This window comes from Amycolatopsis plumensis, assembly GCF_042652605.1.
GTDB lineage: Bacteria > Actinomycetota > Actinomycetes > Mycobacteriales > Pseudonocardiaceae > Amycolatopsis > Amycolatopsis plumensis.
The window spans coordinates 691,851-715,084 of sequence record NZ_JBHSJY010000001.1 but is presented as its reverse complement, the minus strand read 5'-3'; the positions used below and the strand labels follow the sequence as shown (position 1 = coordinate 715,084).

Annotated in this window: 19 protein-coding genes; 12 read left to right on the top strand and 7 right to left on the bottom strand. The window is 72.4% G+C overall.

Features of this window, described 5'->3' with window-relative positions; translation table 11 throughout:
* Positions 1-77 precede the first annotated feature (77 nt).
* On the top strand, positions 78-1,601 hold the full coding sequence (locus ACFPLC_RS03425) for an alpha/beta hydrolase (RefSeq protein WP_378202206.1): 1,524 nt from the start codon (positions 78-80) through the stop codon (positions 1,599-1,601).
* Here ACFPLC_RS03425 and ACFPLC_RS03420 read toward each other — a convergent pair.
* The gene (locus tag ACFPLC_RS03420) at positions 1,529-2,929 is read right to left on the bottom strand and encodes an NAD(P)/FAD-dependent oxidoreductase (RefSeq protein ID WP_378235688.1); all 1,401 of its coding nucleotides are present in this window, start codon (positions 2,927-2,929) and stop codon (positions 1,529-1,531) included. The two genes, ACFPLC_RS03425 and ACFPLC_RS03420, sit on opposite strands and share 73 nt — an antisense overlap.
* A gap of 92 nt (positions 2,930-3,021) precedes the next feature.
* Here ACFPLC_RS03420 and ACFPLC_RS03415 point away from each other — a divergent pair, with 92 nt between their 5' ends.
* The 7 genes from ACFPLC_RS03415 (at position 3,022) to ACFPLC_RS03385 (ending at position 14,611) form a co-directional block, all read left to right on the top strand.
* Positions 3,022-3,924 (top strand): class I SAM-dependent methyltransferase, encoded by a 903-nt coding sequence (locus ACFPLC_RS03415; protein WP_378202200.1) that lies wholly within the window; start codon positions 3,022-3,024, stop codon positions 3,922-3,924.
* A gap of 115 nt (positions 3,925-4,039) precedes the next feature.
* A complete protein-coding gene (locus ACFPLC_RS03410) occupies positions 4,040-4,708 on the top strand; it encodes a hypothetical protein (RefSeq protein WP_378202197.1) in 669 nt (222 codons plus the stop codon).
* On the top strand, positions 4,705-4,899 hold the full coding sequence (locus ACFPLC_RS03405; RefSeq protein WP_378235687.1) for a hypothetical protein: 195 nt from the start codon (positions 4,705-4,707) through the stop codon (positions 4,897-4,899). Before ACFPLC_RS03410 ends, ACFPLC_RS03405 begins: the two co-directional genes overlap by 4 nt.
* Positions 4,896-6,476, top strand: coding sequence for a DNA polymerase Y family protein (locus ACFPLC_RS03400; RefSeq protein WP_378202194.1), 1,581 nt, complete (start codon positions 4,896-4,898; stop codon positions 6,474-6,476). Before ACFPLC_RS03405 ends, ACFPLC_RS03400 begins: the two co-directional genes overlap by 4 nt.
* 154 nt (positions 6,477-6,630) lie before the next feature.
* Entirely contained in the window at positions 6,631-8,922 is a 2,292-nt protein-coding gene (locus ACFPLC_RS03395; RefSeq protein WP_378202191.1) for an Orn/Lys/Arg family decarboxylase, read from the top strand.
* Between the two features lie 139 nt (positions 8,923-9,061).
* Positions 9,062-12,388, top strand: a complete 3,327-nt coding sequence (locus ACFPLC_RS03390) for an error-prone DNA polymerase (protein WP_378202188.1) — start codon at positions 9,062-9,064, stop codon at positions 12,386-12,388.
* Positions 12,389-12,577: 189 nt separating this feature from the next.
* Positions 12,578-14,611: a cellulose binding domain-containing protein gene (locus ACFPLC_RS03385; protein ID WP_378202185.1), complete on the top strand. Its 2,034-nt coding sequence runs from the start codon at positions 12,578-12,580 to the stop codon at positions 14,609-14,611.
* Here ACFPLC_RS03385 and ACFPLC_RS03380 read toward each other — a convergent pair.
* A complete protein-coding gene (locus tag ACFPLC_RS03380; protein ID WP_378202182.1) occupies positions 14,608-15,009 on the bottom strand; it encodes an SRPBCC family protein in 402 nt (133 codons plus the stop codon). The genes ACFPLC_RS03385 and ACFPLC_RS03380 overlap by 4 nt on opposite strands.
* Positions 15,010-15,062: 53 nt before the next feature.
* On the opposite strand from ACFPLC_RS03380, the gene ACFPLC_RS03375 reads away from it, so the two are divergent.
* Positions 15,063-15,479, top strand: a complete 417-nt coding sequence (locus ACFPLC_RS03375; protein WP_378202179.1) for a MarR family winged helix-turn-helix transcriptional regulator — start codon at positions 15,063-15,065, stop codon at positions 15,477-15,479.
* 627 nt (positions 15,480-16,106) lie between these two features.
* Here ACFPLC_RS03375 and ACFPLC_RS03370 read toward each other — a convergent pair.
* Positions 16,107-16,964 carry an LLM class flavin-dependent oxidoreductase gene (locus ACFPLC_RS03370; RefSeq protein WP_378202176.1) on the bottom strand — a complete coding sequence of 286 codons (858 nt, stop codon included), beginning with the start codon at positions 16,962-16,964 and terminating at the stop codon, positions 16,107-16,109.
* Positions 16,961-17,983 (bottom strand): aldo/keto reductase, encoded by a 1,023-nt coding sequence (locus ACFPLC_RS03365; RefSeq protein ID WP_378202173.1) that lies wholly within the window; start codon positions 17,981-17,983, stop codon positions 16,961-16,963. Before ACFPLC_RS03365 ends, ACFPLC_RS03370 begins: the two co-directional genes overlap by 4 nt.
* Before the next feature lie 85 nt (positions 17,984-18,068).
* Here ACFPLC_RS03365 and ACFPLC_RS03360 point away from each other — a divergent pair, with 85 nt between their 5' ends.
* Both ACFPLC_RS03360 and ACFPLC_RS03355 read left to right on the top strand, forming a co-directional pair.
* Positions 18,069-18,635: a TetR/AcrR family transcriptional regulator gene (locus ACFPLC_RS03360; RefSeq protein ID WP_378202170.1), complete on the top strand. Its 567-nt coding sequence runs from the start codon at positions 18,069-18,071 to the stop codon at positions 18,633-18,635.
* Positions 18,632-19,066 (top strand): pyridoxamine 5'-phosphate oxidase family protein, encoded by a 435-nt coding sequence (locus ACFPLC_RS03355; RefSeq protein ID WP_378202168.1) that lies wholly within the window; start codon positions 18,632-18,634, stop codon positions 19,064-19,066. The genes ACFPLC_RS03360 and ACFPLC_RS03355 overlap by 4 nt, the downstream gene beginning before the upstream one ends.
* A gap of 3 nt (positions 19,067-19,069) precedes the next feature.
* Here ACFPLC_RS03355 and glmS read toward each other — a convergent pair whose 3' ends face one another.
* From glmS to dapA, 3 genes are all read right to left on the bottom strand, one after another.
* Positions 19,070-20,893, bottom strand: coding sequence for a glutamine--fructose-6-phosphate transaminase (isomerizing) (gene glmS, locus ACFPLC_RS03350; protein ID WP_378202165.1), 1,824 nt, complete (start codon positions 20,891-20,893; stop codon positions 19,070-19,072).
* 14 nt (positions 20,894-20,907) lie between these two features.
* Positions 20,908-21,180: a hypothetical protein gene (locus ACFPLC_RS03345; RefSeq protein ID WP_086842019.1), complete on the bottom strand. Its 273-nt coding sequence runs from the start codon at positions 21,178-21,180 to the stop codon at positions 20,908-20,910.
* 74 nt (positions 21,181-21,254) lie between these two features.
* On the bottom strand, positions 21,255-22,103 hold the full coding sequence (gene dapA, locus ACFPLC_RS03340; protein ID WP_378202162.1) for a 4-hydroxy-tetrahydrodipicolinate synthase: 849 nt from the start codon (positions 22,101-22,103) through the stop codon (positions 21,255-21,257).
* A 72-nt stretch (positions 22,104-22,175) separates the two neighbouring features.
* Between dapA and ACFPLC_RS03335 the strand changes: the two genes are divergently transcribed.
* Positions 22,176-23,102 carry a LysR family transcriptional regulator gene (locus ACFPLC_RS03335; RefSeq protein WP_378202159.1) on the top strand — a complete coding sequence of 309 codons (927 nt, stop codon included), beginning with the start codon at positions 22,176-22,178 and terminating at the stop codon, positions 23,100-23,102.
* The last annotated feature ends 132 nt before the right edge of the window (positions 23,103-23,234 follow it).

The following is a 23,234-nucleotide window of genomic DNA, read 5'->3' as shown; positions in this document are numbered from 1 at the left end:
CGTCCGTCTGTGGAGGCGAAGTGATCGTTTCCTCTCCGAAGGGACTATTCGTGCGCCGACTTTCTGGGGGAGGCATCGTGCGCGGCGTGGTCGTCGCGCTCGGTGTCTCGATGGCCGTCGCGGCGGGACCGGCGGTCGCGTCCGCGGCACCGGCCTCCATCGACAGCGTGCCGACGCCGCAGCTGAGCTGGACGGACTGCGCCGACGGTTTCCAGTGCTCCAAGGCTTCCGTGCCGCTGGACTACGACCGGCCGTACGGCGCGAAGATCGACCTCGCGCTCATCAAGCTGCCCGCCACCGACCAGAAGCACCGGATCGGTTCGCTGTTCGTCAACTTCGGCGGCCCCGGCGCGTCCGGCCTGCAGCGGCTGCGGGAGCGCGGCAAGTGGCCGTGGCTGTTCTCCGACGAACTGCGCGCCCGGTTCGACCTGGTCTCCTGGGACCCGCGCGGGATCGCCAACAGCACGGCGGTCCGGTGCTTCGACACCCTGGCCGAGCAGCAGGACTTCTTCGGGTCGTTCCCGGAGATGCCGGGCGACCCGAGCGGCAACACGGCCTTCTACGCCAAGTCGAAGGAACTCGCCGACCGCTGCTCGGCGAAGGCCGGCCCCATCCTCGAGCACGTCTCCACGGCGAACACCGCGCGTGACCTGGAGCTGCTGCGCCGCGCGGTCGGCGACCCGAAGCTGAACTACCACGGCATTTCCTACGGGACGCAGCTCGGGGCGACCTACGCGAACCTGTTCCCGAACCGGATCCGGGCCATGGTGTTCGACGGCACCATGGACTTCGCCGGCAACTCGACCGGGCAGAACGGCAACGGCAAGAGCGTCCCGCTGGACACCCGGCAGGACGTCGCGACCGGCATCGCGCAGACCTTCGAGCAGTTCCTGCGGCTGTGCACCGAAGCCGGCCCGAAGTGCGCGTTCTCTTCGGGTGACCCGAAGGCCAAGTGGGCGGCGCTCACGGCGCGCGCCAAGCAGGCGCCGATCGTCAGCGACGGCGAAACGTGGACCTACTCGGGCATCATCAACGCGGCCGCCGACCTGTCCGACTCGCGGGGCTGGGCGGACATCGCCGCGCTGCTGCAGCGTCTGTACGACGCTCCGGCCACGCCGGCTCTGCGCACCGCGGCTGTCAAGGGCGAGCAGTACGTTTCGAACCGGACCGAATCGTTCAACGCCATCCAGTGCTCCGACAGCGACGTGCCCACCGACCCGGCGGTCTACAGCCGCTACGCCGAGTCAGAAGACCAGCGCGTGCCGTACTTCGGGCGGATCGCGGTGCTGGACATGATGAGCTGCGCGTTCTGGAAGGCGCAGGACACCGACCGCTACACGGGCCCGTGGAACCGCCCGACGTCGGCGGAGATCCTCGTGCTGAACAACCGCTACGACCCGTCCACCCCGCTGCACGGCGCCCGCGACGGCGCCGCGGAACTGGCGCGGGCGCGCGTGTTCGTGACCGAGGGCTACGGCCACTCCTCGATGTACGTGCCGAGCACGTGCACCGAAAAGGTCAAGCGGGACTACCTGATCTCGGGAACCTTCCCCGCGGCGGGCCAGACCTGTTCGATCGACGCCAGCCCCTTCGCGGGCTGATCTTCCGCACGGCGGGCCGCACCGGCGACGGTGCGGCCCGCCGCCACGAAGGCCTCCCGCGGGTGCTGCACCGAGGCCAGGCTGAGGATGTCGCGGCCGAACAGCGCCTGCGTCAGCCAGACCGCGAGCACCCGGACCTTGCGTTCCCAGGTGGGCACGGCGAGCACGTGGTAGCCGCGGTGCATCAGCCACGCCGGGAGTCCTTTGAGGACCAGCTGTTTGTACTGGAAGATCCCGCGCCCGAGGCCGAGGGTCGCGATGGCGCCCAGGCTGTGGTGCACGTACGGCTTCGGGGCCCGGCCGCGCAGCGTCGCGATGATGTTGCGGGCCAGCAGTTTTCCCTGCCGGTACGCGTGCTGGGCGTTGGGCACGGTCCGCGCGCCCGGAACCGGCGAGGCCAGGTCGGGCACCGCGGCGTCGTCCCCGGCGGCCCAGGCATCGGTCACGCCCTCGACCCGCAGATCCGGCCGCACGACGAGGTACCCGCGTTCGTCGACCGGGAGGTCGGTGTGCCGGCCGACGACCGGGTTGGCGCCGTTGCCTGCGGTCCAGACGATCAGCTCCGCATCGAACTCCTCGCCGGTCGAAAGCGTCACGTGGCCGTTCTCCGCCGACGTCACCAGGGTGTTCAGGTGGACACGGGCACCGCGCCGCTCCAGTTCCCGCACGACCCAGCGGCCCGGCCGGTCGGTGACCTCGGGCAGGATGCGGCCCGACGCCTCGACGAGGTGGAACCGCAGCTCGCCGCGGTGCAGTTCGGGGTAGCGCTTGAGCAGAGCCGTCGCCAGCGACAGCAGCTCGCCGAAGCCCTCGACGCCCGAGAAACCACCGCCGACGAAGGTGACGGTGAGCAGCCTCCGCCGCTGAGGTCCTGCGGGCAGCGCGGCGGCGCGGTCGAACGCGGTGAGCAGCCGGTCGCGGATCGCGACCGCCTCTTCGACGTGCTTGAGGCCGATGGCCTGGTCGGCGATGCCCGGCACGGGCAGGGTCCGCGTGACGGCCCCGGCGGTCACGACGATGGTGTCGTAGCCCAGTTCGCGGGGATCGCCGTCGGCGGGCTGCACGGTGACGACGCGGTGGGCGTGGTCGATGGCGGTCACCTTCCCGGCGATGACGTGCGTGCGGCGCAGGTGCCGCCGCAGCGACACGGCGGCGTGCCGCGCCTCGACCGAGCCGGCCACGACCTCGGGCAGGAACGGCTGGTAGGTGAGGTAGGGCCGCGGGTCGACGAGGGTGACCTCGGCCTCCCCGCGACGCAGCTTCTTCTCGAGCTTCCGGGCGGCGTGGAAACCGGCGTAACCACCGCCGACGATCAGGATCCGGCGCATCTCGTCCTCTTTTCTCGCTTCACCCCCTGGACGAGGCGGCGGACGGGGGTGTGACCGCGATCCGCGTCACAGGGATCGGGCAGAATCCGGGGATGACTGCCCGGCATGACGGCGACACCTGGGACCTCGCGTCGAGCGTCGGCGCGACCGCCACGATGGCCGCGGCGGTGCGGGCGATGGCGACCCGCGCGGATCCGTCGCTGATCGACGACCGGTTCGCCGAACCGCTCGTGCGGGCGGTCGGCGTCGACGTCCTCACCCGGCTGGCGAGCGGCGAAGCGGTGCCCGGCGACCTGGTCGAGCAGGTGTGGATCGACGTGGCCAAGGTCCGGACGAAGTTCTACGACGAGTTCTTCGCCGAGGCGGGTCTCACGCAGGCCGTGATCCTGGCGGCGGGGCTGGACTCGCGCGCGTACCGGCTGCCGTGGCCCGCCGGGACGGTGGTGTACGAGCTCGATCGGCCGCAGGTTCTGGAGTTCAAGACCCGCACCCTGGCCGGGCTGGGGGCCGAGCCCACGGCCGACCGGCGGGTGGTGGCCGCCGACCTGCGCGAGGACTGGCCCGCCGCGCTGCGCGCCGCCGGCTTCGACCCGGCGCGCCCGACCGCGTGGAGCGCCGAAGGCCTGCTCGGCTACCTGCCACCCGAGGCGCAGGACCGGCTGCTGGACACCATCACCGAGCTGAGCGCGCCGGGCAGCCGGGTGGCGACCGAGAGCCGGCCCAACCAGCGGCCGGGCGACGAGGAGAAGACCCGGGAAGGCCTGAACCGGATCTCCGGACGCTGGCGCGAGGAGAGCTTCGACACGGACATGGCGCGGCTCCGCTATTACGGTGAACGCCACGAAGCGGGGCCGTACCTGGCCGGGCTCGGCTGGGTGGTGCAGGGGGAGACCGTCCGCGCGCTGCTCGCCGCCCACGGCCTCGCGTCGCTGGGGGACGACGACCTGCGCACGGGCGACGTGCGGTACGTCAGCGGCGTCCTCCCCCGGAGCTGATCCCCGGCTTGACAGCGGGCCGCGCGTCTCGCACTATGCGAACAAGTGTTCGATAAGTCTGGGTTCGCCGGGAGGCGTCTCCGGTACGAGTACGTGGTGCTGGAGGTGAGCGGTGGTGGCGGTGCCGGAGGCGCTCACGGCCATCCCGGGGCTCCGCACGGCCGCGCAGCTGCGTGAGCCGGGACCGGACGTCCTGACGGTGCTGCCGGAGCTGGCCCGCCTGCTCCCCGGCGGCGGCTTGCGGCGCGGCAGCACGGTCGCGGTGCGCGGGGCGCGGTCCCTGGTGCTGGCCCTCCTCGCGGCGGCGACCCGCAACGGGTCCTGGGCGGCGGTGGCGGCCCTGCCGGACCTGGGCCTGGCCGCGGCGGCGGAGCTCGGCGTCGACCTGGAGCGGGTGGCGCTGGTGCCGAACCCGGGTACGGAGCTGGTGGCGGTGCTGTCGGCGCTGGTCGACGGCTTCGACCTGGTGGTCCTCGGCCCGGCTTCGGTGTCGCCGCAGACGGCTCGCCGGCTGGCGGACCGGGTCCGCAACCGGGGAACGGTCCTGCTGACGGCGGGCGCGTGGCCGGGAGCGGACCTGGAGCTCAAGGTGTCGGGACGGCGCTGGCACGGCTTGACCCAGGACGGCCACGGTCACCTGCGGGCGCGTGACGTGGTGGCGACCAGCCGCGGCCGAGGCGCGGCGGCCCGCTCGTCGTCGGTGGGGCTGCTGTTGCCGGGCCCGGACGGAACGGTGACGGGCGGCGGTCCGCGCGAGCGGCGGCTGGTCGAGGTGGCCGGATGACCCGGGCGCCGCGGCGAGTGCCGGCGCGGCCGGGGCGCGGGCGCGGGATGACCACGCGAGTTCCGGCCCGGATCACGCGAGTTCCGGTTCCGCTCACGCGAGTTCCGGTCTCGCGCATGACCCCGCCGCCGTCCGCGCGCCCTCTTCCCACGGTGACCGCACCCCGGCCGCAGGAGCGGGCCGCCGGATGACCGATGCGCCACGGTTGCTCGTGCTGTGGTGCCCGGACTGGCCGGTCGTCGCCGCCGGGGCCGCTGCCGGGTCCCCGCCCACCTCGCCCGCCGCCGTCTTCTCCGGCAATCGCGTCGTGGCCTGCTCCGCCTCCGCGCGGCACAGCGGCGTCGGGCGGGGGATGCGGCGGCGGGATGCCCAGTCGCGCTGTCCGGAACTCGTGGTGCACCAGCACGATCCCGATCGCGACGCCCGGCTGTTCGAACCCGTGGCCGCCGCCGTCGAAGCGCAGGCCGTTGGCGTCGAAGTCGTGCGGCCCGGGCTGGTCGCCGTGCCCGTCGACGGTGCCGCCGGGTACTTCGGCGGGGAGGCCGCCCTCGCCGAGCTGCTCATCGACGAAGTCGCCGCCCGGGCCGGGGTCGAATGCCAGGTCGGCGTCGCCGACGGGCTGTTCGCCGCCACCCTCGCCGCCCGCCGGTCGGCGCTCGTTCCGCGGGGCCGGGCGGGCGGGTTCCTCGCGCCGCTCTCGATCACCGAGCTGAACCAGCCGGGTGAGGACCGCGGTGAGCTCGTCGACCTGCTCAAGCGGCTCGGCCTGCGCACCCTCGGTGCGTTCGCCGCGCTGGCCGAACGCGACGTCGCCGGCCGGTTCCCGAAAGACGCCGTCGCCGCCCACCGGCTCGCCCGCGGCCTCTCCGAACGCCCGCCGCTGCGCCGCGCCCTCCCGCCGGACCTGACCGTCACCGAAACTTTCGAAACCCCTCTGGCAAGGGTCGACGAAGCCGCCTTCGTCGCGAAGACCCTCGGCGAGCGCTTCTTCGCCGGGCTCGCGAACCACGGTCTCGCCTGCACACGCCTGGCCATCGTCGCCGTCACCGAAGCGGGCGAAGAGCGCGTACGCGTCTGGCGCTGTGCCGAGCCCCTCACCGCCCGCACGACGGCCGACCGCGTCCGGTGGCAGTGCGAAGGCTGGCTCACCACGCGGGACCGGCCGACCGCCGGCATCGTCCGGCTGCGTCTCGACCCCGAAGAGGTCGTCGGCGGCCAGGCACTGCAGCTGCAGCTGGGCTCGGTGGGCCGCGACGCCGACGCCGCCGAACGCGCCGGCCGCGCCCTGGTCCGCATCCAGGGCCTGCTGGGCCCGGACGCGGTCGTCACCCCTTTGCTGGACGGTGGCCGCGGCCCGGCCGAACGCGTCCGGCTCATCCCGTGGGGCGAGCCGCGCCGCCCGCTCGCCGCGGACCGGCCCTGGCCGGGACGGCTGCCCGCGCCCTCGCCGACGGTCGTGCCGCCCCGCCCGGTGCCGGCCGAGGTGCTCGACGCGGTCGGTGACGTCGTCCGCTGCACCGCGCGTGGCGAGCTCGGCTACCCGCCGTCAACGGTCGCCGTCGACGGGGGACCGCCTCGGCGGGTCATCGGCTCGGCCGGCCCGTGGGTGGTGCACCCGGCCCTGCCCGGCCGCCGCGGCGAGCGGCCCCTCGCCCGCGTCCAGGTGGTGCTGGAGGGCGACACCGCGGAAGACGGCGACATCGCGCTCCTGCTCAGCGCCACGATCGGCGATAATCCACAGTGGACGGTCGAGGGTTGCTACGACTAGCCGCCGCCACGAAAGCGTGATGAAGCGCTACCGGCAGGCACCATTTCGGTCGCGAAATGACTCGAAAGAACAGGACGGGTCAGACGTCCGGCCGATCGACGCCGCCACCGGACGGCGGCTATAACCGAAAGGATCTCCGGGAAAGGAATCCGACGTGGCCGGTTCGACGGTTCTGCTGGCGTTGACCGAAATCCCGCCGGATTCGGTACCCGCCGGGCAGCTGGCGCGGATCTGCGAGCACCTCGCCGACGAGGGGCACGAGGTCGTGCGCGCCGGCACCGGTGAGGACGCGCTGGCCGTCGTGCAGACCCGGGCCGATCTCGCCGCCGCCCTCGTGAGCTGGGACCTGGGGGACGGCGAAGCAGCCGCCGAAGCCGTGCTGAAAGCGCTGGTCGGCCGGTTCACCCGGCTGCCGGTGTTCCTGGTGACCACCTCGGCGTCGGTGGACGACCTGCCGCTGTGGGTCTCCGAAGTGATCTGCGGGTACGTGTGGCTGCTGGAGGACACGCCGGGGTTCATCGCCGGCCGGATCGGCGTGGCCGCCCGCCGGTACCGGGACGAAATCCTGCCGCCGTTCTTCCGGGAACTCCGCCGGTTCGACGACACCCACGAATACTCCTGGCACACCCCGGCCCACGCCGGCGGCGTGGCGTTCCTGAAATCGCCGGTCGGGCGGGCGCTGTTCGACTACTACGGTGAACGGCTGTTCCGCACCGACCTTTCCATTTCCGTGGCGGAACTGGGCTCGCTGTTCGAGCACACCGGGCCCATCGGCGACGCCGAGCGCAACGCCGCCCGGATCTTCGGCGCCGACCTGACGTACTTCGTGCTGCACGGCGATTCCACCGGCGACCGCATCGCCCTGCACGCCAGCGTCGCCACCGACGAGCTGGTGCTCGTCGACCGCAACTGCCACAAGGCGATCTACCACGGGCTGACGCTGACCGGCGGGCGTCCGGTCTACCTCGTGCCGACGCGCAACGGCTACGGGCTGATGGGCCCGATCCCGCCCGCCGCGCTGGCCCGCGAAGCCGTCGCCGAGCTCCTGCCGGCCAGCCCGCTCGCGGCCGGAGCCGCCGCGCCGGATCCGGTGTACGCGGTCATCACCAACTCGACCTACGACGGCCTGTGCTACGACGCGGTCCGCGTCGCCGAGCTGCTGGGGGCCAGCGTGCCGCGGCTGCACCTGGACGAGGCGTGGTTCGCCTACGCCCGGTTCCACCCGCTCTACGCCCGCCGCTACGGCATGGCCGTCGACGGTGACGCGGTGCCCGACACCGTCCGGCCGACCGTGTTCAGCACCCAGTCCACCCACAAGCTGCTCGCCGCGATGTCCCAGAGCGCGATGCTGCACGTCAAGAACTCGCCCCGGTCGCCGGTCGAGCACCGGCAGTTCAACGAGACGTTCATGATGCACGCGACGACGTCACCGCTGTACCCGATGATCGCCGGGCTCGACGTCGCCGCCGGCATGATGGACGGGCCGGGCGGCCGGTGGCTGGTCGACGAGGCCGTCACCGAAGCCATCCGGTTCCGGCAGGCGGTGGCCCGCATCGGCCGCCGCATCGCCGCCGCCGGGGACCGGCCCGCCTGGTTCTTCGGCACCTGGCAGCCGGACGAGGTCGGCGACCCGGAGACCGGGCAGCGCTACCCGTTCGCGGACGCCCCGCTGGAGCTGCTGCGCACCGAGCCCGCCTGCTGGAGCCTCGAACCCGGCGCGTCGTGGCACGGCTTCCCCGGGCTGGAGGCGGGCTACTGCCTGCTGGACCCGGTCAAGGTCAGCGTCACCTGCCCGGGCACCGACGCCGCGGGCACCGTGGCCGAGCACGGCATCCCGGCGCGGATCCTCACCGCCTACCTCGAGACCCGGCGCATCGTCGTCGAGAAGACCGACGCGTACACGTGCTTGATCCTCTTCTCGATGGGCATCACCAAGGGCAAGTGGGGCACGCTCATCGACGGGCTCCTCGACTTCAAGGCACTCCACGACACCGGCGCGCGCCTGGCCGACGTCCTGCCCGCCCTGGTCGAGGCGCACCCCGCCCGCTACGGCGAGCTCACCCTGCGGGACCTGTGCGACCAGATGCACGCCCACCTGCGCAAGAGCGACCTCATCCCGCTCCTCGACGCGGCGTTCACCCACCCGCCCCGCCCGGAGCTCACCCCGGCGCAGACCTACCAGCGCCTGCTGCGCGGCGGCACCGAGCCGGTCCGCCTCGCCGAGCTGGCCGGCCGGACGGTCGCCACCCAGGTCGTCACCACCCCGCCCGGCATCCCGGTCCTGATGCCGGGCGAAAACGCCGGCGGCCACGACGAGCCGACGCTGCGGTACCTGCGGGCCCTGGAGGACTTCGACCGGCACTTCCCGGGCTTCCCGAGCGAAACCCACGGTGTCGCAAGGGACACCGACGGCGACTACTGGATCACCTGCCTCCGGGTTTCCTGATCGCTGTGATGCGAATGACTTCGGTCAGTCCACAGTTGACACCGGCCGCGCCCCGACGCAGGATCGGACCACAGTAGTCGATCGTGTGTTCGAACAGTAGTCGCTGGCTTCCCCACAGCGAAATCGGTGGGAGCCGGCCTTGGCCTTCAACAATCCGCGCGTGCCGTGGTCCGAAGTGGAGCGGATCGCCTCCGGGCGGCCGCCCGTTCCCGGGGACGGCAGCGACGCCCCGGCGTGGTCGCGCAAGCGCGAGGGCTACGGCGGGGCGCCCGAGGACCTGCGGAACCGGCGTGGCCGGGACGACGGCGGGGACCGGATCCGGGCGCCCTACGCCGAGCTGCACGTCCACTCCAACTTCAGCTTCCTCGACGGTGCGAGCCACCCCGAGACGCTCGTCGAGGAGGCCGCGCGGCTCGAGCTCGACGCGCTCGTGCTCACCGACCACGACGGCATGTACGGGGCCGTGCGGTTCAACGACGCCGCGCGGGAGCTCGGGGTGCGGGTCGGGTTCGGGGCCGAACTGTCGCTCGGGCTGCCCGGGCCGCAGGCCGGAGAGCCGGACCCCCACGGCTCGCACCTGCTGCTGCTCGCCCGGCAGCAGGCGGGCTACCACCGGCTGTGCCGCGTCATCTCGCGGGCCCAGCTCGCCGGCGGCGAAAAGGGACGGCCGGTCTACGACTTCGACGAGCTCGCCGACGAGCTGGCCGGGCACGTCGTCGTCCTCACCGGGTGCCGCAAGGGGGCCGTCCGGCAGGCGCTCACCCGCCACGGCCCGGCCGCCGCGCGCGCCGAGCTGGGGCGGCTCGTCGACCGGTTCGGGCGGTCGCACATCGCCGTCGAGCTGATCGACCACCGGCTGCCCGCCGACGCCGCCGCCAACGACCTCCTCGACGACCTGGCCGGGGAACTGCGGCTGCCCACGGTCGTGTCCAACAACGTGCACTACGCCCGCCCGGAAGACGCCGTCGTGGCGGACGCGGTCGCCGCCGTGCGGGCGCGGCGGTCGACCGAAGACCTCGAAGGGTGGCGGCCGCCGTCGGGGCAGGCGTTCCTGCGGTCCGGGATGGAGCAGCGGCGCCGCTTCGAGCGCCGGTATCCCGGCGCCGTCGGCCGGGCCGCCGTGCTGGGCGTCGAAGTGGCGTTCGACCTCAACCTCGTCGCGCCGGACCTGCCGCCGTTCCCCGTCCCGGCCGGGCACGACGAGATGTCGTTCCTGACCGAGCTGACCTGGCAGGGCGCCGCGAAGCGCTACGGGCCGCGGGAGGCGCACCCCAAGGCCTACGCCCAGCTCGACCACGAACTCGCCGTCATCGAGAAGCTCGGCTTCCCCGGCTACTTCCTCGTCGTCTGGGACATCGTCCGGTTCTGCCGGGAGGCGGACATCCTGTGCCAGGGCCGTGGTTCGGCCGCGAACTCCGCGGTCTGCTACGCGCTGGAAATCTGCCACGCCGACCCGGTGAAGTGGAACCTGCTGTTCGAGCGGTTCCTCGCGCCGGAGCGGGACGGGCCGCCGGACATCGACGTCGACATCGAGTCCGGCCGCCGCGAGGAGGCCATCCAGTACGTCTACGAAAAGCACGGCCGGTTCCACGCCGCCCAGGTCGCCAACGTCATCACCTACCGGGCGCCGTCGGCGATCCGCGACGCCGCGAAGGCGCTCGGCCACAGCCCCGGGCAACAGGACGCCTACGGCAAGCTCGTCGATCGCTGGGGCGGGGTCGCCGCCACGAAGCAGCAGGCCGCCGGGGCGATCCCGGCCGACGTCCTCGACCTGGCCGCGCGGATCGAGGACTTCCCGCGCCACCTCGGCATCCACTCCGGCGGCATGGTGATCTCGAAGCAGCCGGTGTCCGAAGTGGTCCCCGTCGAATGGGCGACGATGAAGGACCGCAGCGTGCTGCAGTGGGACAAGGACGACTGCGCCACCGTCGGGCTGGTCAAGTTCGACCTGCTCGGGCTCGGCATGCTTTCGGCGCTGCACCACATGATCGACCTCGTCGCCGAACACCACGAGACCACTGTGGACATCGGCAAGCTGGACCTCGCCGATCCGGCGGTCTACGACATGCTCTGCGAAGCCGACGCCGTCGGCGTGTTCCAGGTGGAGTCCCGCGCTCAGCTGGCCACGCTGCCGCGGTTGCGGCCGAGGAAGTTCTACGACCTCGTCGTCGAAGTCGCCCTCATCCGGCCCGGCCCGATCCAGGGCGGCTCGGTGCACCCCTACATCCGCCGTCGCCGCGGCGACGAGGAATGGGAACACGCGCACCCGCTGCTGGCCGCGTCCCTCGACCGCACCCTCGGCGTGCCGCTGTTCCAGGAGCAGGTGATGCAGATGGCGGTGGACGTCGCGAGCTTCACCCCGGCCGAAGCCGACCAGCTGCGCCGCGCGATGGGCGCCAAGCGGTCCAGCGCCAAGATGAAAGCCTTGATGGCGCGGTTCTTCCGCGGCTGCGCGGCCAACGGCCTCGACCGCGAGCTCGCCACCCGGATCTTCGAGCAGATCCACGCCTTCTCCGGCTACGGCTTTCCCGAAGCGCACTCGATGTCCTTCGCGCTGCTCGTGTACGCGTCGGCGTGGTTCAAGCGCTACTACCCGGCCGCGTTCTGCGCCGGGCTGCTGCGGGCGCAGCCGATGGGCTTCTACAGCCCGCAGTCCCTGGTCGCCGACGCGCGCCGCCACGGCGTGCACATCCGGGAGCCCGACATCAACGCGAGCCTCGCCGGCGCCACCCTCGAACCGGACGACGGCAGCACCGGCGGCGTCGCGCTCCGGCTGGGCCTCGCCGCGGTCCGCCACCTCGGCGAAGACGTCGCCGACCTCATCGTCGCCGAACGGGCGGCGCACGGTCCGTACGCGAGCATCGGTGACGTGACCCGCCGGGTGCGGCTGAAGAAGAACGCCGTCGAAGCGCTGGCCACGGCGGGGGCGTTCAGCGGGTTCGGCGGCGACCGGCGGCAGGACCTGTGGGCCGCCGGCGCGGCGGCGGCGACCCGGCCCGGCCACCTGCCCGGCCTCGCCCCGGGCCTCGACGCACCGGCACTGCCCGGGATGACGCGGCTGGAGGTGACGGCGGCGGACCTGTGGGCCACGGGCGTCTCCGCGGACAGCCACCCGGTCGAGTACCTGCGCGAGCTCCTGGACCGGCGCGGCGCGATCACGGTCGCCGAGCTCCTGCGCACCGAGGACGGCACGCGGGTCTGGGTCGGCGGCGCGGTCACCCACCGCCAGCGCCCCGCGACGGCCGGCGGGATCACGTTCCTGAACCTCGAAGACGAGACCGGCATGGCCAACGTCCTCGTCTCGCCCGGGCTCTGGCAGCGGCAGCGGCTCGTGGCCCGGACCAGCGCCGCCGTGGTCGTCCGCGGGCTGGTCCAAGCGGGCGAAGGTGTCGTCACGCTCGTCGCGGACCGTCTTGTCCCGCTCGAAATCCGCGGGCTCGCCGTCCCGTCCCGTGATTTCCGCTGACGCGTGGTGCCGCAGGCCGGTGCGTGCTGCCTCCCTCCTCGCCGACCGACCGCGTCGAAAACCTCGAACTTCCGTCGAGTACCGGGCCCTCGCGCGACTTCCGTTGACTTTCGGGCCCGCTCGGTGGTTCTCTCGCTGAGAGCGCTCCCAGTCATCCGTTCGTGCCCGACGAAGTGAGGATGGACCTTCATGACAGCTCGACGTCTGCGCTGGGCAGCGTGGCCGGTGATCGCCGTGCTCGCCGCGGCGATACCCGCGGCCGGCACCGCCGGGGCGGCGACCGCGCCCACGGCGACGGTCACCGTCAACGCCCGAGCCGGGCTGGCGACCATGCCGGACACCGGGATCGGCATCAACCACGCGGTCTGGGACAGCCAGCTGGGGACCGACGAGGTCGCCGACCTCTTCGGCGCCGCCGGTGTCCGCACGATGCGCTACCCCGGTGGTTCCTACGGCGACATCTACCACTGGAAGGACAACACCGCGCCGGGCGGGTACGTGGCGCCGAACACCGATTTCGACACCTTCATGGGCGGGGTCCGCAGAGCCGGGGCGCAGCCGATCATCATCGCCAACTACGGCACCGGCACGCCGGAGGAAGCCGCGGACTGGGTGCGGTACGCCAACGTCACCAAGGGATACGGCGTCAAGTACTGGGAAATCGGCAACGAGCTGTACGGGAACGGGCACTACGGCGCGAACTGGGAAGCCGACAACCACGCGGACAAGAGCCCGGCGGCGTACGCCAACGGCATCGTCGCCTACGCCGACGCGATGAAGGCCGTCGATCCGGGCGTCAAGATCGGCGCCGTGCTGACCACCCCGGCGAACTGGCCGGACGGCATCGTCGGCTCCGGCGACACGGCGACCTGGAACCAGACCGTGCTGTCGATCGCGGGGCCGCACATCGACTTCGTCATCCTGCACTGGTACCCCACCGGCTCGACGGCGGCGGAAGCCCTGGCCAAGCCGGAGCAGATCGACGACATGATCTACGCGGCGCGCGAGCAGATCACCCGGTACGCGGGCGCGAACTCCGGCCGCATCGGCATCTCGATGACCGAAACCAACACGCCGGTCGGCGTGAACACCCAGCCCGGTGCCCTGTTCGCCGCCGACACCTACAGCTCGCTGCTCGAGAACGGGGTGTTCACCGTCGATTGGTGGGACACGCACAACGGGCCGACCAAGCTGTCCACTGTGGCCGGATATCCGGACTACGGCGACGGCGGCCTGCTCTCCAGCGGCACCTGCCTGGACGGTGGGGTCTGCGAACCGCCGCTCAACACTCCGTTCGCGCCCTACTACGGCCTGAAGATGCTGAGCACCTTCGCGCACCCCGGCGACCAGTTCGTCCGCGCCGCCGCGGACGACCCGCTCGTCGGCGCGCACGCCGTCCGGCGGCCGAACGGCGATCTCGCCGTGCTGCTGCTGAACAAGGACCAGGACCAGGCCAGGACGGTGACGCTGGACTACGCGGGCTACACGCCGGCCGCCGGTGCGCCCCAGGTGTTCACCTTCACCAACGGCGCGACTTCGATCAGCGGCGCGGCGACCGGGACGAGCACGGCCCAGACGCTGCCGCCGTACTCGCTCACCACCGTGGTGCTGCACCCGGCGGCCGCGGCGTCCGCCGGACCCGGCGCGCCCGGCCGGCCGACCGGCACGGCGACCGACCGGACCGCGGCGATCAGCTGGCCCGCGGCCGCGCCCGGCGCCCACCCGATCGCGAAGTACGAGGTCTACCGGCAGGTGGGCGCGGTGAGCGAGCAGTGGGGCGAGACGACCGGCACCTCACTGGACGTCGGGAACCTCGTGCCCGGCAGCCGGTACACGATCAACGTGCTGGCGCGCGACACGGCGGGCAACGTGTCCGCGGCTTCCCCGCCGCTGACGCTCACGACCGGCGCGCCCGCGTCGAGCAGCTGCACGGTCCGGATGACCGACGTCACCGACTGGGCGAGCGGGTTCGTCGGTGGCATCCACGTCACCGGCAGCGGCGTGGTGGGGGACTGGACGCTGACGTTCGGCTGGCCGACCGCGCGGCAGAAGCTCACCGGCGGCTGGAACGGCACGTGGGCGCAGAACGGGACGACGGTGACGGTCTCGTCGTCGGCCCCGCCGGCGGCGGGCGTGGACGTCGGGTTCACCGCCGACTACAGCGGGCCGAACATCCTGCCGACGGCGTTCAGGCTCAACGGCGTCCTCTGCGCGGCGGGCTAACGCCCGGACTCGACGCGATCGCGCACGGCCCGCAGTTCTTCCCCGACGACCGCCATCTGCGCGTCGACCGCCGACGGCTCGGTGTCGTCGGGGAAGAACAGGCTGAAGATCAGCTCGGCGCCGGTCAGGTTCGGCACCACCCGGGTGAACAGGCCCAGGTGAGGGGCATCGGCGCTGACGACGTCGACGACACCGTGCTCGGCGGCGACCCGCACGGCGACCCGCTGCGGGCCGCCGCCGGTGTGGACGCGCCAGACGTCGCCGTGGTCGTGGTCGACGGCGGTGGCGAAGCCGGGGGCCCATTCGGGGAGGTGGCGAGGATCGGCCAGGTATTCGACGACCCGCTGCGGCGGGGTGGCGATGGAGATGGTGCGCGTTTCGGCTCTTCCGAGTGTCATGCCGGAAACGATACGCACCTGCGTATGATTTGTCGACGCGTAAGATCTCGCCGGTGAACGAGGACGACGATCTCGGGGCCCTCTGCGCCGGCGCGGGCCGCAGCCTGGCCGACGCCGAGCGGCCGGTGCTGGACCGGCACGGCCTCTCGATGTGGCAGTACGTCGTGCTGTCGGCACTGGCCGCCGGGGCGGCGCCCAGCCAGCTGGTGCTCGCCCAGCAGATCCGCTACGACAAGACCCGCTTGATCGGCTTGCTGGACGCGCTCGAGGCAGAGGGCTTGGTGGCCCGCGCCCCGGACCCGGCCGACCGCCGAGCGCGAGTGGTCCGCTTGACCCCGGAGGGCAGCCGCCGGCACGCGGCGGTCCGGGCCGCGATCCGGGAGGTGGAGGAGCGGAAACTGGCGGGGCTGGCGCCGGAGGTTCGGCGGTTGCTGCGGGAGGGGTTGGCGCACCTGGCGAACTCGGATTGACGGCGCTGGTCGCCGGGAGGCGGGGTGAGCAGCCCCCGATTTCCAGCCTAGCGGGGGGTACCGACAAAACTGGAGGCTTCCGGAGGGGATGTCCACAGGCATGCGGACTGGTGGGCGGCGGCGCAGGTCGGCCCCAGGCCACTCCCGAACCGGCGGCCGGCAGCGCAACTCGGCCAGCGTTGTGATCGCGAACCGGCGGCCGGGAGCGCAAGGCGACCAGCGACATCACCAGACCTCCCCCGCCCCTCATCCCAGCCTTCCCTTCAGCCGCCGGACGGGTTCGTCAAGGCACGCTTTCCCGCCTTGACGAACCCGTCCGGCGGCTGAAAATCCCACCGGAGGGGCGGGGGAGGTCGGACCCGCTCTGCCGCGGTAGAAAAGCAAAAGACCTGTCCTCGCCGGACGGGCAGGCTCTGGGATGACCCCTCTTCGCCGCTGTTCTCTCGCGTTTTCGAGATGGGCCGCTGGGTGGTCATCCCGTCGCCTGAACGAGGCCTATCACTTTGAGCCGGGCCCGCAAGCTTACGCTGGCCCCTCACGCTGGCCTTGCGGTTGCGGGCCCGGCTCAAAGTGATTTGACGGCCTCAGGCGACGGGATGACCACCCAGCTCCTCTATTGGGTCGGGTTCACCGCTGCCGGATCAGTTTCTCCGCCACCCACTCCACTACACCCTCCGGATACGGATTTGCCAGCCCCAGAACGAAATGGCCGAACCCTGCCTCTGCTGCCTCGGCGATCTTCGCCCGCGTCGCCTCCGGCCGTTCGTAGTCGACCGGGAGGAAGATCGATCGGGTGATCTCCGCGGGGTCGCGGCCGATTTCCTCGCAGAAGCTGTCCAGCAGGCGGCTGCGGCTCGCCAGGTCCTCGATGTCGCCGCCGCCCGGGATGTTCCACACGTTTGCGTGCTCGGCCGCCACGCGCAGGGTTGCGCTTGCTCGGCCGCCGATCACGATCGGGGGGTGGGGGTGTTGCACCGGTCGCGGGTTTCCGAACGCTCCGGTCAAGGAAACGTGCGCGCCCGTGAAGTCGAACGGTTCCGTGGATGTCCACAAGCGACGGATGACCGTGCACGCCTCGGCCAGCGCCGCGACCGCGTCGTCCTGGGTGTGGTACGGCAGGCCGTGCGCGTCGTACTCGCGCCGGGCGAGGGGGTGGCTCGGGCGGGAACCCGCGCCGATGCCGAAGTCGAGGCGTCCGCCCGAGACGATGTCGACCGTCGTGGCGATCTTCGCCAGCATTGCGGGTGGCCGGAAGCGATTGCTGGTGACCAGGAGCCCGATGCGCAGCCGCGCTGTCGATGCCGCCAGTGCCGAAAGCAGCGTCCAGCCCTCGAAGATCGGGCCGGCGGGGTCCCCGGCGATCGGCATCAGGTGGTCGAACAGCCACGCGTGCTCGATCTCCGGCACCGTGTCCGCTTCCCGCCACACGCGCAGGATCTCGTCGTAACCGACCTGCTGGGGTGCGGTCATGATGCCGAAGCTCATCGGCGCCGCCGCAGCGACGGGTCGAGCAGCGACGGCGGAGTGTCGAACTTCTCGCCGGGGGCCAGGTCGACGCCGGGGGCGACGACGGCGTCGATCTCGTCGAGCACGTCGGCGGACAGCACGGTGTCGGCCGCTTCGAGCTGTGAACGCAGGTGTTCGACGGTCCGCGGGCCGATGAGCGCGCTCGTCACGCCGGGGTGCGCGGTGACGAAGCCGAGCGCGAGCTGGATCAGGGTCAGACCGGCCGCGTCGGCGAGCTTGGCCAGCTTCTCGACCGCGTCGAGCCGGGCCCGGTTGGCCGGGACGTCGAGGTCGAAGCGCTCCGGCAGGACCTTCGCGCGGCTGGTGCTGATCTCCTGGCTTGCCCGGATCGCGCCCGACAGCCAGCCCGAGGCGAGCGGGCTCCAGGCCAGGACGCCCATCCCGTACTCCTCGGTCACCGGCAGCACGTGGGCTTCGATGCCGCGCTGCAGGATGGAGTAACTGGGCTGCTCGGTGACGTACCGGCCGAGGTGGTGCTCGCGGGCGGCCCACTGCGCTTGGACGATGCGGTACGCGGGGAACGTGGACGACCCGAAGTAGCGGATCTTGCCCGCACGCTGCAGGTCGGTCAGCGCGGAAAGCGCTTCCTCGTCGCTCGTCGCAGGGTCCCAGCGGTGGAGCTGGTAGAGGTCGACGTGGTCGACGCCGAGGCGGCGCAGGCTGTCCTCGAGCGCGCGGACCAGCCAGCGGCGCGAGTTGCCGCGGTGGTTGCGCTCGTCGCCCATCGGCATGGTCGCCTTCGTGGCCAGCACGAGGTCGTCGCGGCGGCCGGCGATCGCCTTGCCGACCATCACCTCCGACTCGCCCTGCCCGTACATGTCGGCGGTGTCGACCAAGTTGATGCCCGCTTCGAGCGCGGCGTCGACGATGGCGGTGGCCTCGTCCTGGGTGGTGCGGCCGATGGCGCCGAAGTTCATCGCGCCGAGCGCGAGGGTGCTGACCTGGACGCCGGTGCGGCCCAGGGTGCGGTACTGCATGGGGGTGCCTCCGTGGCATGATGAGCAAACGGAACGTTGCTCCGCTAACGATACGGAACATTGCTCCGCTTAGCAAGGAGGACCGGTGGACAAGCCCAAGCGCGCGGATGCCCGGCGCAACGAAAAGGCGTTGCTCGACGCGGCGGCGGCCGTCTTCGTCGCCTCGGGCGTGGACGCGCCGGTGCGCGACATCGCGGCCAAGGCCGGCGTCGGGATGGGCACCATCTACCGGCACTTCCCGACCCGGGCGGACCTGATCATCGCCGTCTTCCGGCACCAGGTGGACGCCTGCGCCGAAGCCGGGCCGGCGCTGCTGGCCTCGAGCGAATCGCCGTACGCCGCGCTGGCGCGGTGGATCGACCTGTTCGTCGACTTCCTGGTGACCAAGCACGGGCTCGCCGGTGTCCTCCAGTCGGACAACGCCGGCTTCGAGGCCCTGCACGCGTACTTCCTGGACCACCTGGTGCCGGCGTGCGGCGAGCTGCTCGCGGCGGCGGTCGCCGCCGGCGAGGTCCGGGCCGAGGTGGCGCCCCTGGACCTCATGCGCGGGGTCGGCAACCTCTGCATCGGCGCCGACGACCCCCGCTACGACGCGCGGGGGATGGTGAAGCTCCTCATCGCCGGGCTGCGGTGCGAGACCATGGGGACATGACGGCGTGGCGGGAGTTCGAAGCGGCGGAACCGGAGTTCGCGCGACGGGTGCGGGCGTTGTTCGACGCGCACAAGCACAAGACGATCGCGACCCTGCGGGCGGACGGCTCACCGCGGATCTCGGGGATCGAGACGGCCTTCGAGGACGGTGAGCTGGTCTTCGGGTCGATGCCGAACGCGCGCAAGGGCGCGGACCTGCGGCGGGACCCGCGGTTCGCGCTGCACAGCGCGACGGTCGACCCGGTGGAGGGCGCCGAGGCGCAGTGGCCGGGCGAGGCGAAGATCGCCGGGCGGGTGCGCACCGCGGACGGCGAGCGGTTCGAGGCCGACGTCGCCGAGGTCGTGCACACCCACCTGAACGAGGCGGCGACGCTGCTGGTCGTCGAGTGGTGGACGCCCGAAGGCGGGTTGCGCAAGGTCGAGCGCGAGTGAGCCCTACTCGACCGTGACGGATTTCGCCAGGTTGCGCGGCTTGTCGATGTCGTAGCCCAGGGTCAGCGCCGCGTGGTAGGCGAGCAGCTGCAGCGGGATGGTCAGCAGGATCGGGTCGAGTTCCGGCTCGGTCTTGGGCACCACGATCCGCGGGACGTCCAGTTCGCCGAAGTCGACGTCCGCGTGGGTCACCGCCAGGACCGCGCCGCCGCGGGCCTTGATCTGCTGCACCGCGGCCAGGTTGCGCTCGGTCAGCTCGTCCGACGGTACGACGGCGACGGTCGGGAGCGCTTCGTCGATCAGGGCCAGCGGGCCGTGCTTGAGCTCGGAGGTCTGGTACGCCTCGGCGTGCCGGTAGGAGATCTCCTTGAACTTCTGCGCGCCTTCGCGGGCCACCGGGTAGCCGCGGACGCGGCCGACGAAGAACAGGCTCTTCGCGGCGGCGACCGTCTTCGCGTGCTCGGCGATCTCCGGCTCGAAGTCCAGGATGGCCTTGATCTGGCCCGGCAGCGCGCGGACGGCGTCGATGATCCGCTGACCGTCCGCATTGGACAGATCGCGCACCCGGCCCAGCGCCAGCGCGATGAGGGCGAACCCGACGGCCATGTTGGTCAGCGCCTTGGTCGAGGCGACCGCGATTTCCGGGCCGGCGTGCAGGTAGACGCCGCCTTCGCAGGCGCGGGCGATCGTCGAGCCGACGACGTTGACCAGCCCGACGACCCGGCCGCCCTTGCGCTTGATCTCCTCGACGGCGAAGGCGGTGTCGATCGTCTCGCCGGACTGGCTGACCGCGATGTAGAGCGTGTCGGCCTCGATGATCGGGTTGCGGTAGCGGAATTCGGACGCCGCTTCGGCGTCGGCGGGGATCCTCGCGAGCTCTTCGATCATCGTCGCGCCGATCTGGCCGACGTAGTAGGCGGAGCCGCAGCCGAGGATCTTCACGCGGGCGAACCCGCGCAGCTCCCGCGGCGTCAGGTTGAGCCCGTCCAGGCGGGCGACGCCGAACCGGTCGTCCAGCCGGCCGCGGATGATCCGCTCGACGGATTCGGGCTGTTCCTGGATCTCCTTGGCCATGTAGTGCGGGTAGCCGCCCAGGTCGAGGTCCTCGGCGTCGATGTCGATCTCGGTGGCCGGCTTGGTCGTGTCGCTCTCGTCGACGGTGAAGGTGCGGTAGCCGGTGGCGAAGACCGTCGCGAACTCGCCGTCGTCGAGGTGCGCGACCTGCGAGGTGTGCCGGACGAGCGCGGCGAGGTCGCTGGCGACGAACATCTCCCGTTCGCCCACGCCGATGATCAGCGGCGAGCCGTTGCGCGCGATGACCAGGCGGTCCGGGTGCGCGCTGTCGGTGACGGCGATCGCGTAGGTGCCGGTGACCCGGGAGACCGCCTCCACGACGGCGTCTTCGAGGGTTTCGGCGGCCGAGCGCGCGATCAGGTGGGCGAGGACCTCGGTGTCGGTCTCGGAGGCGAGGGTGACGCCGGCGTCGGCGAGCTGGGCGCGCAGCGCGTCGGCGTTGTCGATGATGCCGTTGTGGACGACGCAGATCCGGCCGTCCTCGGACGTGTGCGGGTGCGCGTTGGCCTCCGACGCGGGCCCGTGCGTGGCCCAGCGCGTGTGCCCGATGCCGGCCTTGCCGGTCAGGCGCTTGGGCAACGCGGCGGCGAGGTTGCGGACCCGGCCGACCACGCGGTGGACCTGCGCGGTGCCCTTCGCGCCGAGGACGGCGATCCCGGCGGAGTCGTACCCGCGGTACTCGAGCCGGGTCAGGCCCTCGATCAGGATGGGGGCGGCGTTCTGGCCGCCGATGTAGCCGACGATCCCGCACATGGGGAGACCTCTTCCTAGCCGTAGACGATGCGGCGCAGCTGCCGCTCGGAGAGGACGGGCGCGGCCACCAGCCGCCCGCGGAGCTCGGCGGCGATCAGGGGGAAGATCTCGGGGTTCTTCCGGCCCTGCGCCTGCAGCTCGGCGTGCCGCCGGCGCACGTAGTCCTCGGTGGGAGTCCGGTAGAAGGCCAGCACGTCGTCGACGACGCGGGCGGCGACCCCGGGCGGCAGCCCGGTGGACGCGGCCACGCGCTCGACGATGTCGGTGTCCTCCACGCGGGCCATCATGCCCTGCGCGGCGAGCGAACCCCAAATTCTTGCCCGAAATCGGGCAGGAAGGCGGAGATTCACGAAGGAGACGCCTATTCCGGTGTGCCGACGGCGATCGCTTCGACCAGTGGGAGCCGCACGCTCGCGTGCGGGATGATCCCCAGCTCGGCCAGCGCCGCCTTGGTGTTCGCCGCCGCGGTCCCGGAGCTCATGAGGCGGCCGGTCAGCGGGCGCAGCTCGTCGTTGATCGCGCGCGCCTTGGCGAGGTCGCCGTCGCGGGTGGTGCGGATCAGGTCGGCCGTGCGGCCGGCCGCCACGTTGGCCACGACGCTGACCAGGCCCACCGCCCCGCAGGCGAGGTACGGCAGGTTGAGCTCGTCGATGCCGCAGTAGTACGCCAGTGACGTCCGGGACAGCACCGTCATCGCCTCGGCCAGGTCACCCTTGGCGTCCTTGACCGCCCGGATCCGCGGGTGGTCGGCCAATTCGATGAGGGTCGCGGCCGTCATCGCGACGCCGGTGCGCGCGGGGACGTCGTAGAGCATCACCGGCAGCTCGGTGGCGTCGGCGACCGCCACGCAGTGGGCGATCACGCCGGCCTGCGTCGGCCGGGAGTAGTACGGGCAGACCAGCAGCAGCGCGTCGGCGCCGGCCGCCTCCGCTTCGCGGGCGCGGCGGATGCTCGTGGCCGTGTCGTAGGTGCCGACGCCGGCGATCACCCGCGCGCGGCTTCCGGCCCGGGTCGCCACGGACCGGACCAGGCTCGCGGACTCGGCGTCGGACAGGGTCGGGGACTCGCCGGTGGTGCCGCCGACGACCAGGCCGTCGCAGCCGGTGGCCAGCAGGTGTTCGACGAGCCGGGCGAGGCCGGGTGCGCTGAGCGCGCCGCCGGGCTCCATGGGGGTCACCATCGCGACGAGGTTGGCGCCGAATTCGGTCATGCCCCGACCGTGCCCGGCGTGACTGCTGCGGTCCAGCGATGCTTTCTTGCCGATATTGCGTAGCCTGGCTTTATGATCGAGGTGGGTGCGCTGCGGGCGTTGCGGTCGGTGGCGGCGCTCGGGACGCTGGCGCGCGCGGCCGACGAGCTGGGGTTCACCGCGTCGGCGGTGTCGCAGCAGATCAAGCGGCTGGAGCGGCAGGTCGGGGTCCCGGTGCTGGCGCCGGCGGGCCGCGGGGTGGTGCTGACCCCGGCCGGGCAGGCGATCGCCGACTCGGCGCCGGAGGTGTTCCAGGCGCTGGAGCGCTGCGCCGAAGCGGCCCAGTCCGCGTCCGAGGGCGCACCCCGCGGCACGCTCCGGGTGGTGGCGTTTTCGACGGCGATCCGCGGCCTGCTCGCGCCGGTCCTGTCCCGGGCGGCGTACCCGGAGTTGCGCGTGGAGGTCACGGAGCAGGACCCCGGCGAGGCCCTGCGCAGCGTCGGCGCGGGCACGGCCGACTTCGCTCTCGTCCACGACGCCGACGGGTTGCTGCCCGCGCCGCTGCCACCGTCGCTGGCGCGGCGGTGGGTGCACACGGACGTCGGCGACGTGGTGATGAGCCGCACGCACCCGCTGGCCGGGCTCGAGGCACCGCTGGACGAGACGGCGCTGGCGGAGCACGCGTGGGTGACGAGCCCGCCCGGAACGGTGTGCCACCAGTGGTTCCGCCGGTTGTTCGCCGACGAGCCCGACGTGCGCCATCGGGTCGACGACTTCGCGACGCAGCTGTCGCTGGTGGCCTCGGGCCAGGTCGTGGCGCTGATCCCGCGCCTGGCCCGGCCCCCGCTGGGGGAGACCCTGCTCGCGCGCCCACTTCGGCGGCCGCCGAAGCGGGAGGTGCACGCGGTGTGGCGGCGCAGTGCCGAGGCGAGCCCGGCGATCCGCGCGGTGCTCGCCGAGCTGGGGCCGGCCGGCGCTGAGGTCGACCACAGTCCTGCCGCGGCTGGTCGTGAGTGGTAAGGCGGGTTCTAACCCGCCTTACCACTCACGACCGGCTACGGCAGCAGGTGGCCGACCAACCGGTCGGCCAGTGCTCCCGGGTGCCTGAGCGGCACGCAGTGCGGGCCGTCGAGTTCGTCCGGCTCGATGCCG

Coding starts and splice junctions, on each gene's coding strand:
- ACFPLC_RS03420 (WP_378235688.1), bottom strand. CDS start 2,929: ATGCGCCGGATCCTGATCGTCGGCGGTGGTTACGCCGGTTTCCACGCC.
- ACFPLC_RS03415 (WP_378202200.1), top strand. CDS start 3,022: ATGACTGCCCGGCATGACGGCGACACCTGGGACCTCGCGTCGAGCGTC.
- ACFPLC_RS03405 (WP_378235687.1), top strand. CDS start 4,705: ATGACCCGGGCGCCGCGGCGAGTGCCGGCGCGGCCGGGGCGCGGGCGC.
- ACFPLC_RS03400 (WP_378202194.1), top strand. CDS start 4,896: ATGACCGATGCGCCACGGTTGCTCGTGCTGTGGTGCCCGGACTGGCCG.
- ACFPLC_RS03385 (WP_378202185.1), top strand. CDS start 12,578: ATGACAGCTCGACGTCTGCGCTGGGCAGCGTGGCCGGTGATCGCCGTG.
- ACFPLC_RS03380 (WP_378202182.1), bottom strand. CDS start 15,009: ATGACACTCGGAAGAGCCGAAACGCGCACCATCTCCATCGCCACCCCG.
- ACFPLC_RS03370 (WP_378202176.1), bottom strand. CDS start 16,964: ATGAGCTTCGGCATCATGACCGCACCCCAGCAGGTCGGTTACGACGAG.
- ACFPLC_RS03365 (WP_378202173.1), bottom strand. CDS start 17,983: ATGCAGTACCGCACCCTGGGCCGCACCGGCGTCCAGGTCAGCACCCTC.
- ACFPLC_RS03355 (WP_378202168.1), top strand. CDS start 18,632: ATGACGGCGTGGCGGGAGTTCGAAGCGGCGGAACCGGAGTTCGCGCGA.
- glmS (WP_378202165.1), bottom strand. CDS start 20,893: ATGTGCGGGATCGTCGGCTACATCGGCGGCCAGAACGCCGCCCCCATC.
- ACFPLC_RS03345 (WP_086842019.1), bottom strand. CDS start 21,180: ATGATGGCCCGCGTGGAGGACACCGACATCGTCGAGCGCGTGGCCGCG.
- dapA (WP_378202162.1), bottom strand. CDS start 22,103: ATGACCGAATTCGGCGCCAACCTCGTCGCGATGGTGACCCCCATGGAG.
- ACFPLC_RS03335 (WP_378202159.1), top strand. CDS start 22,176: ATGATCGAGGTGGGTGCGCTGCGGGCGTTGCGGTCGGTGGCGGCGCTC.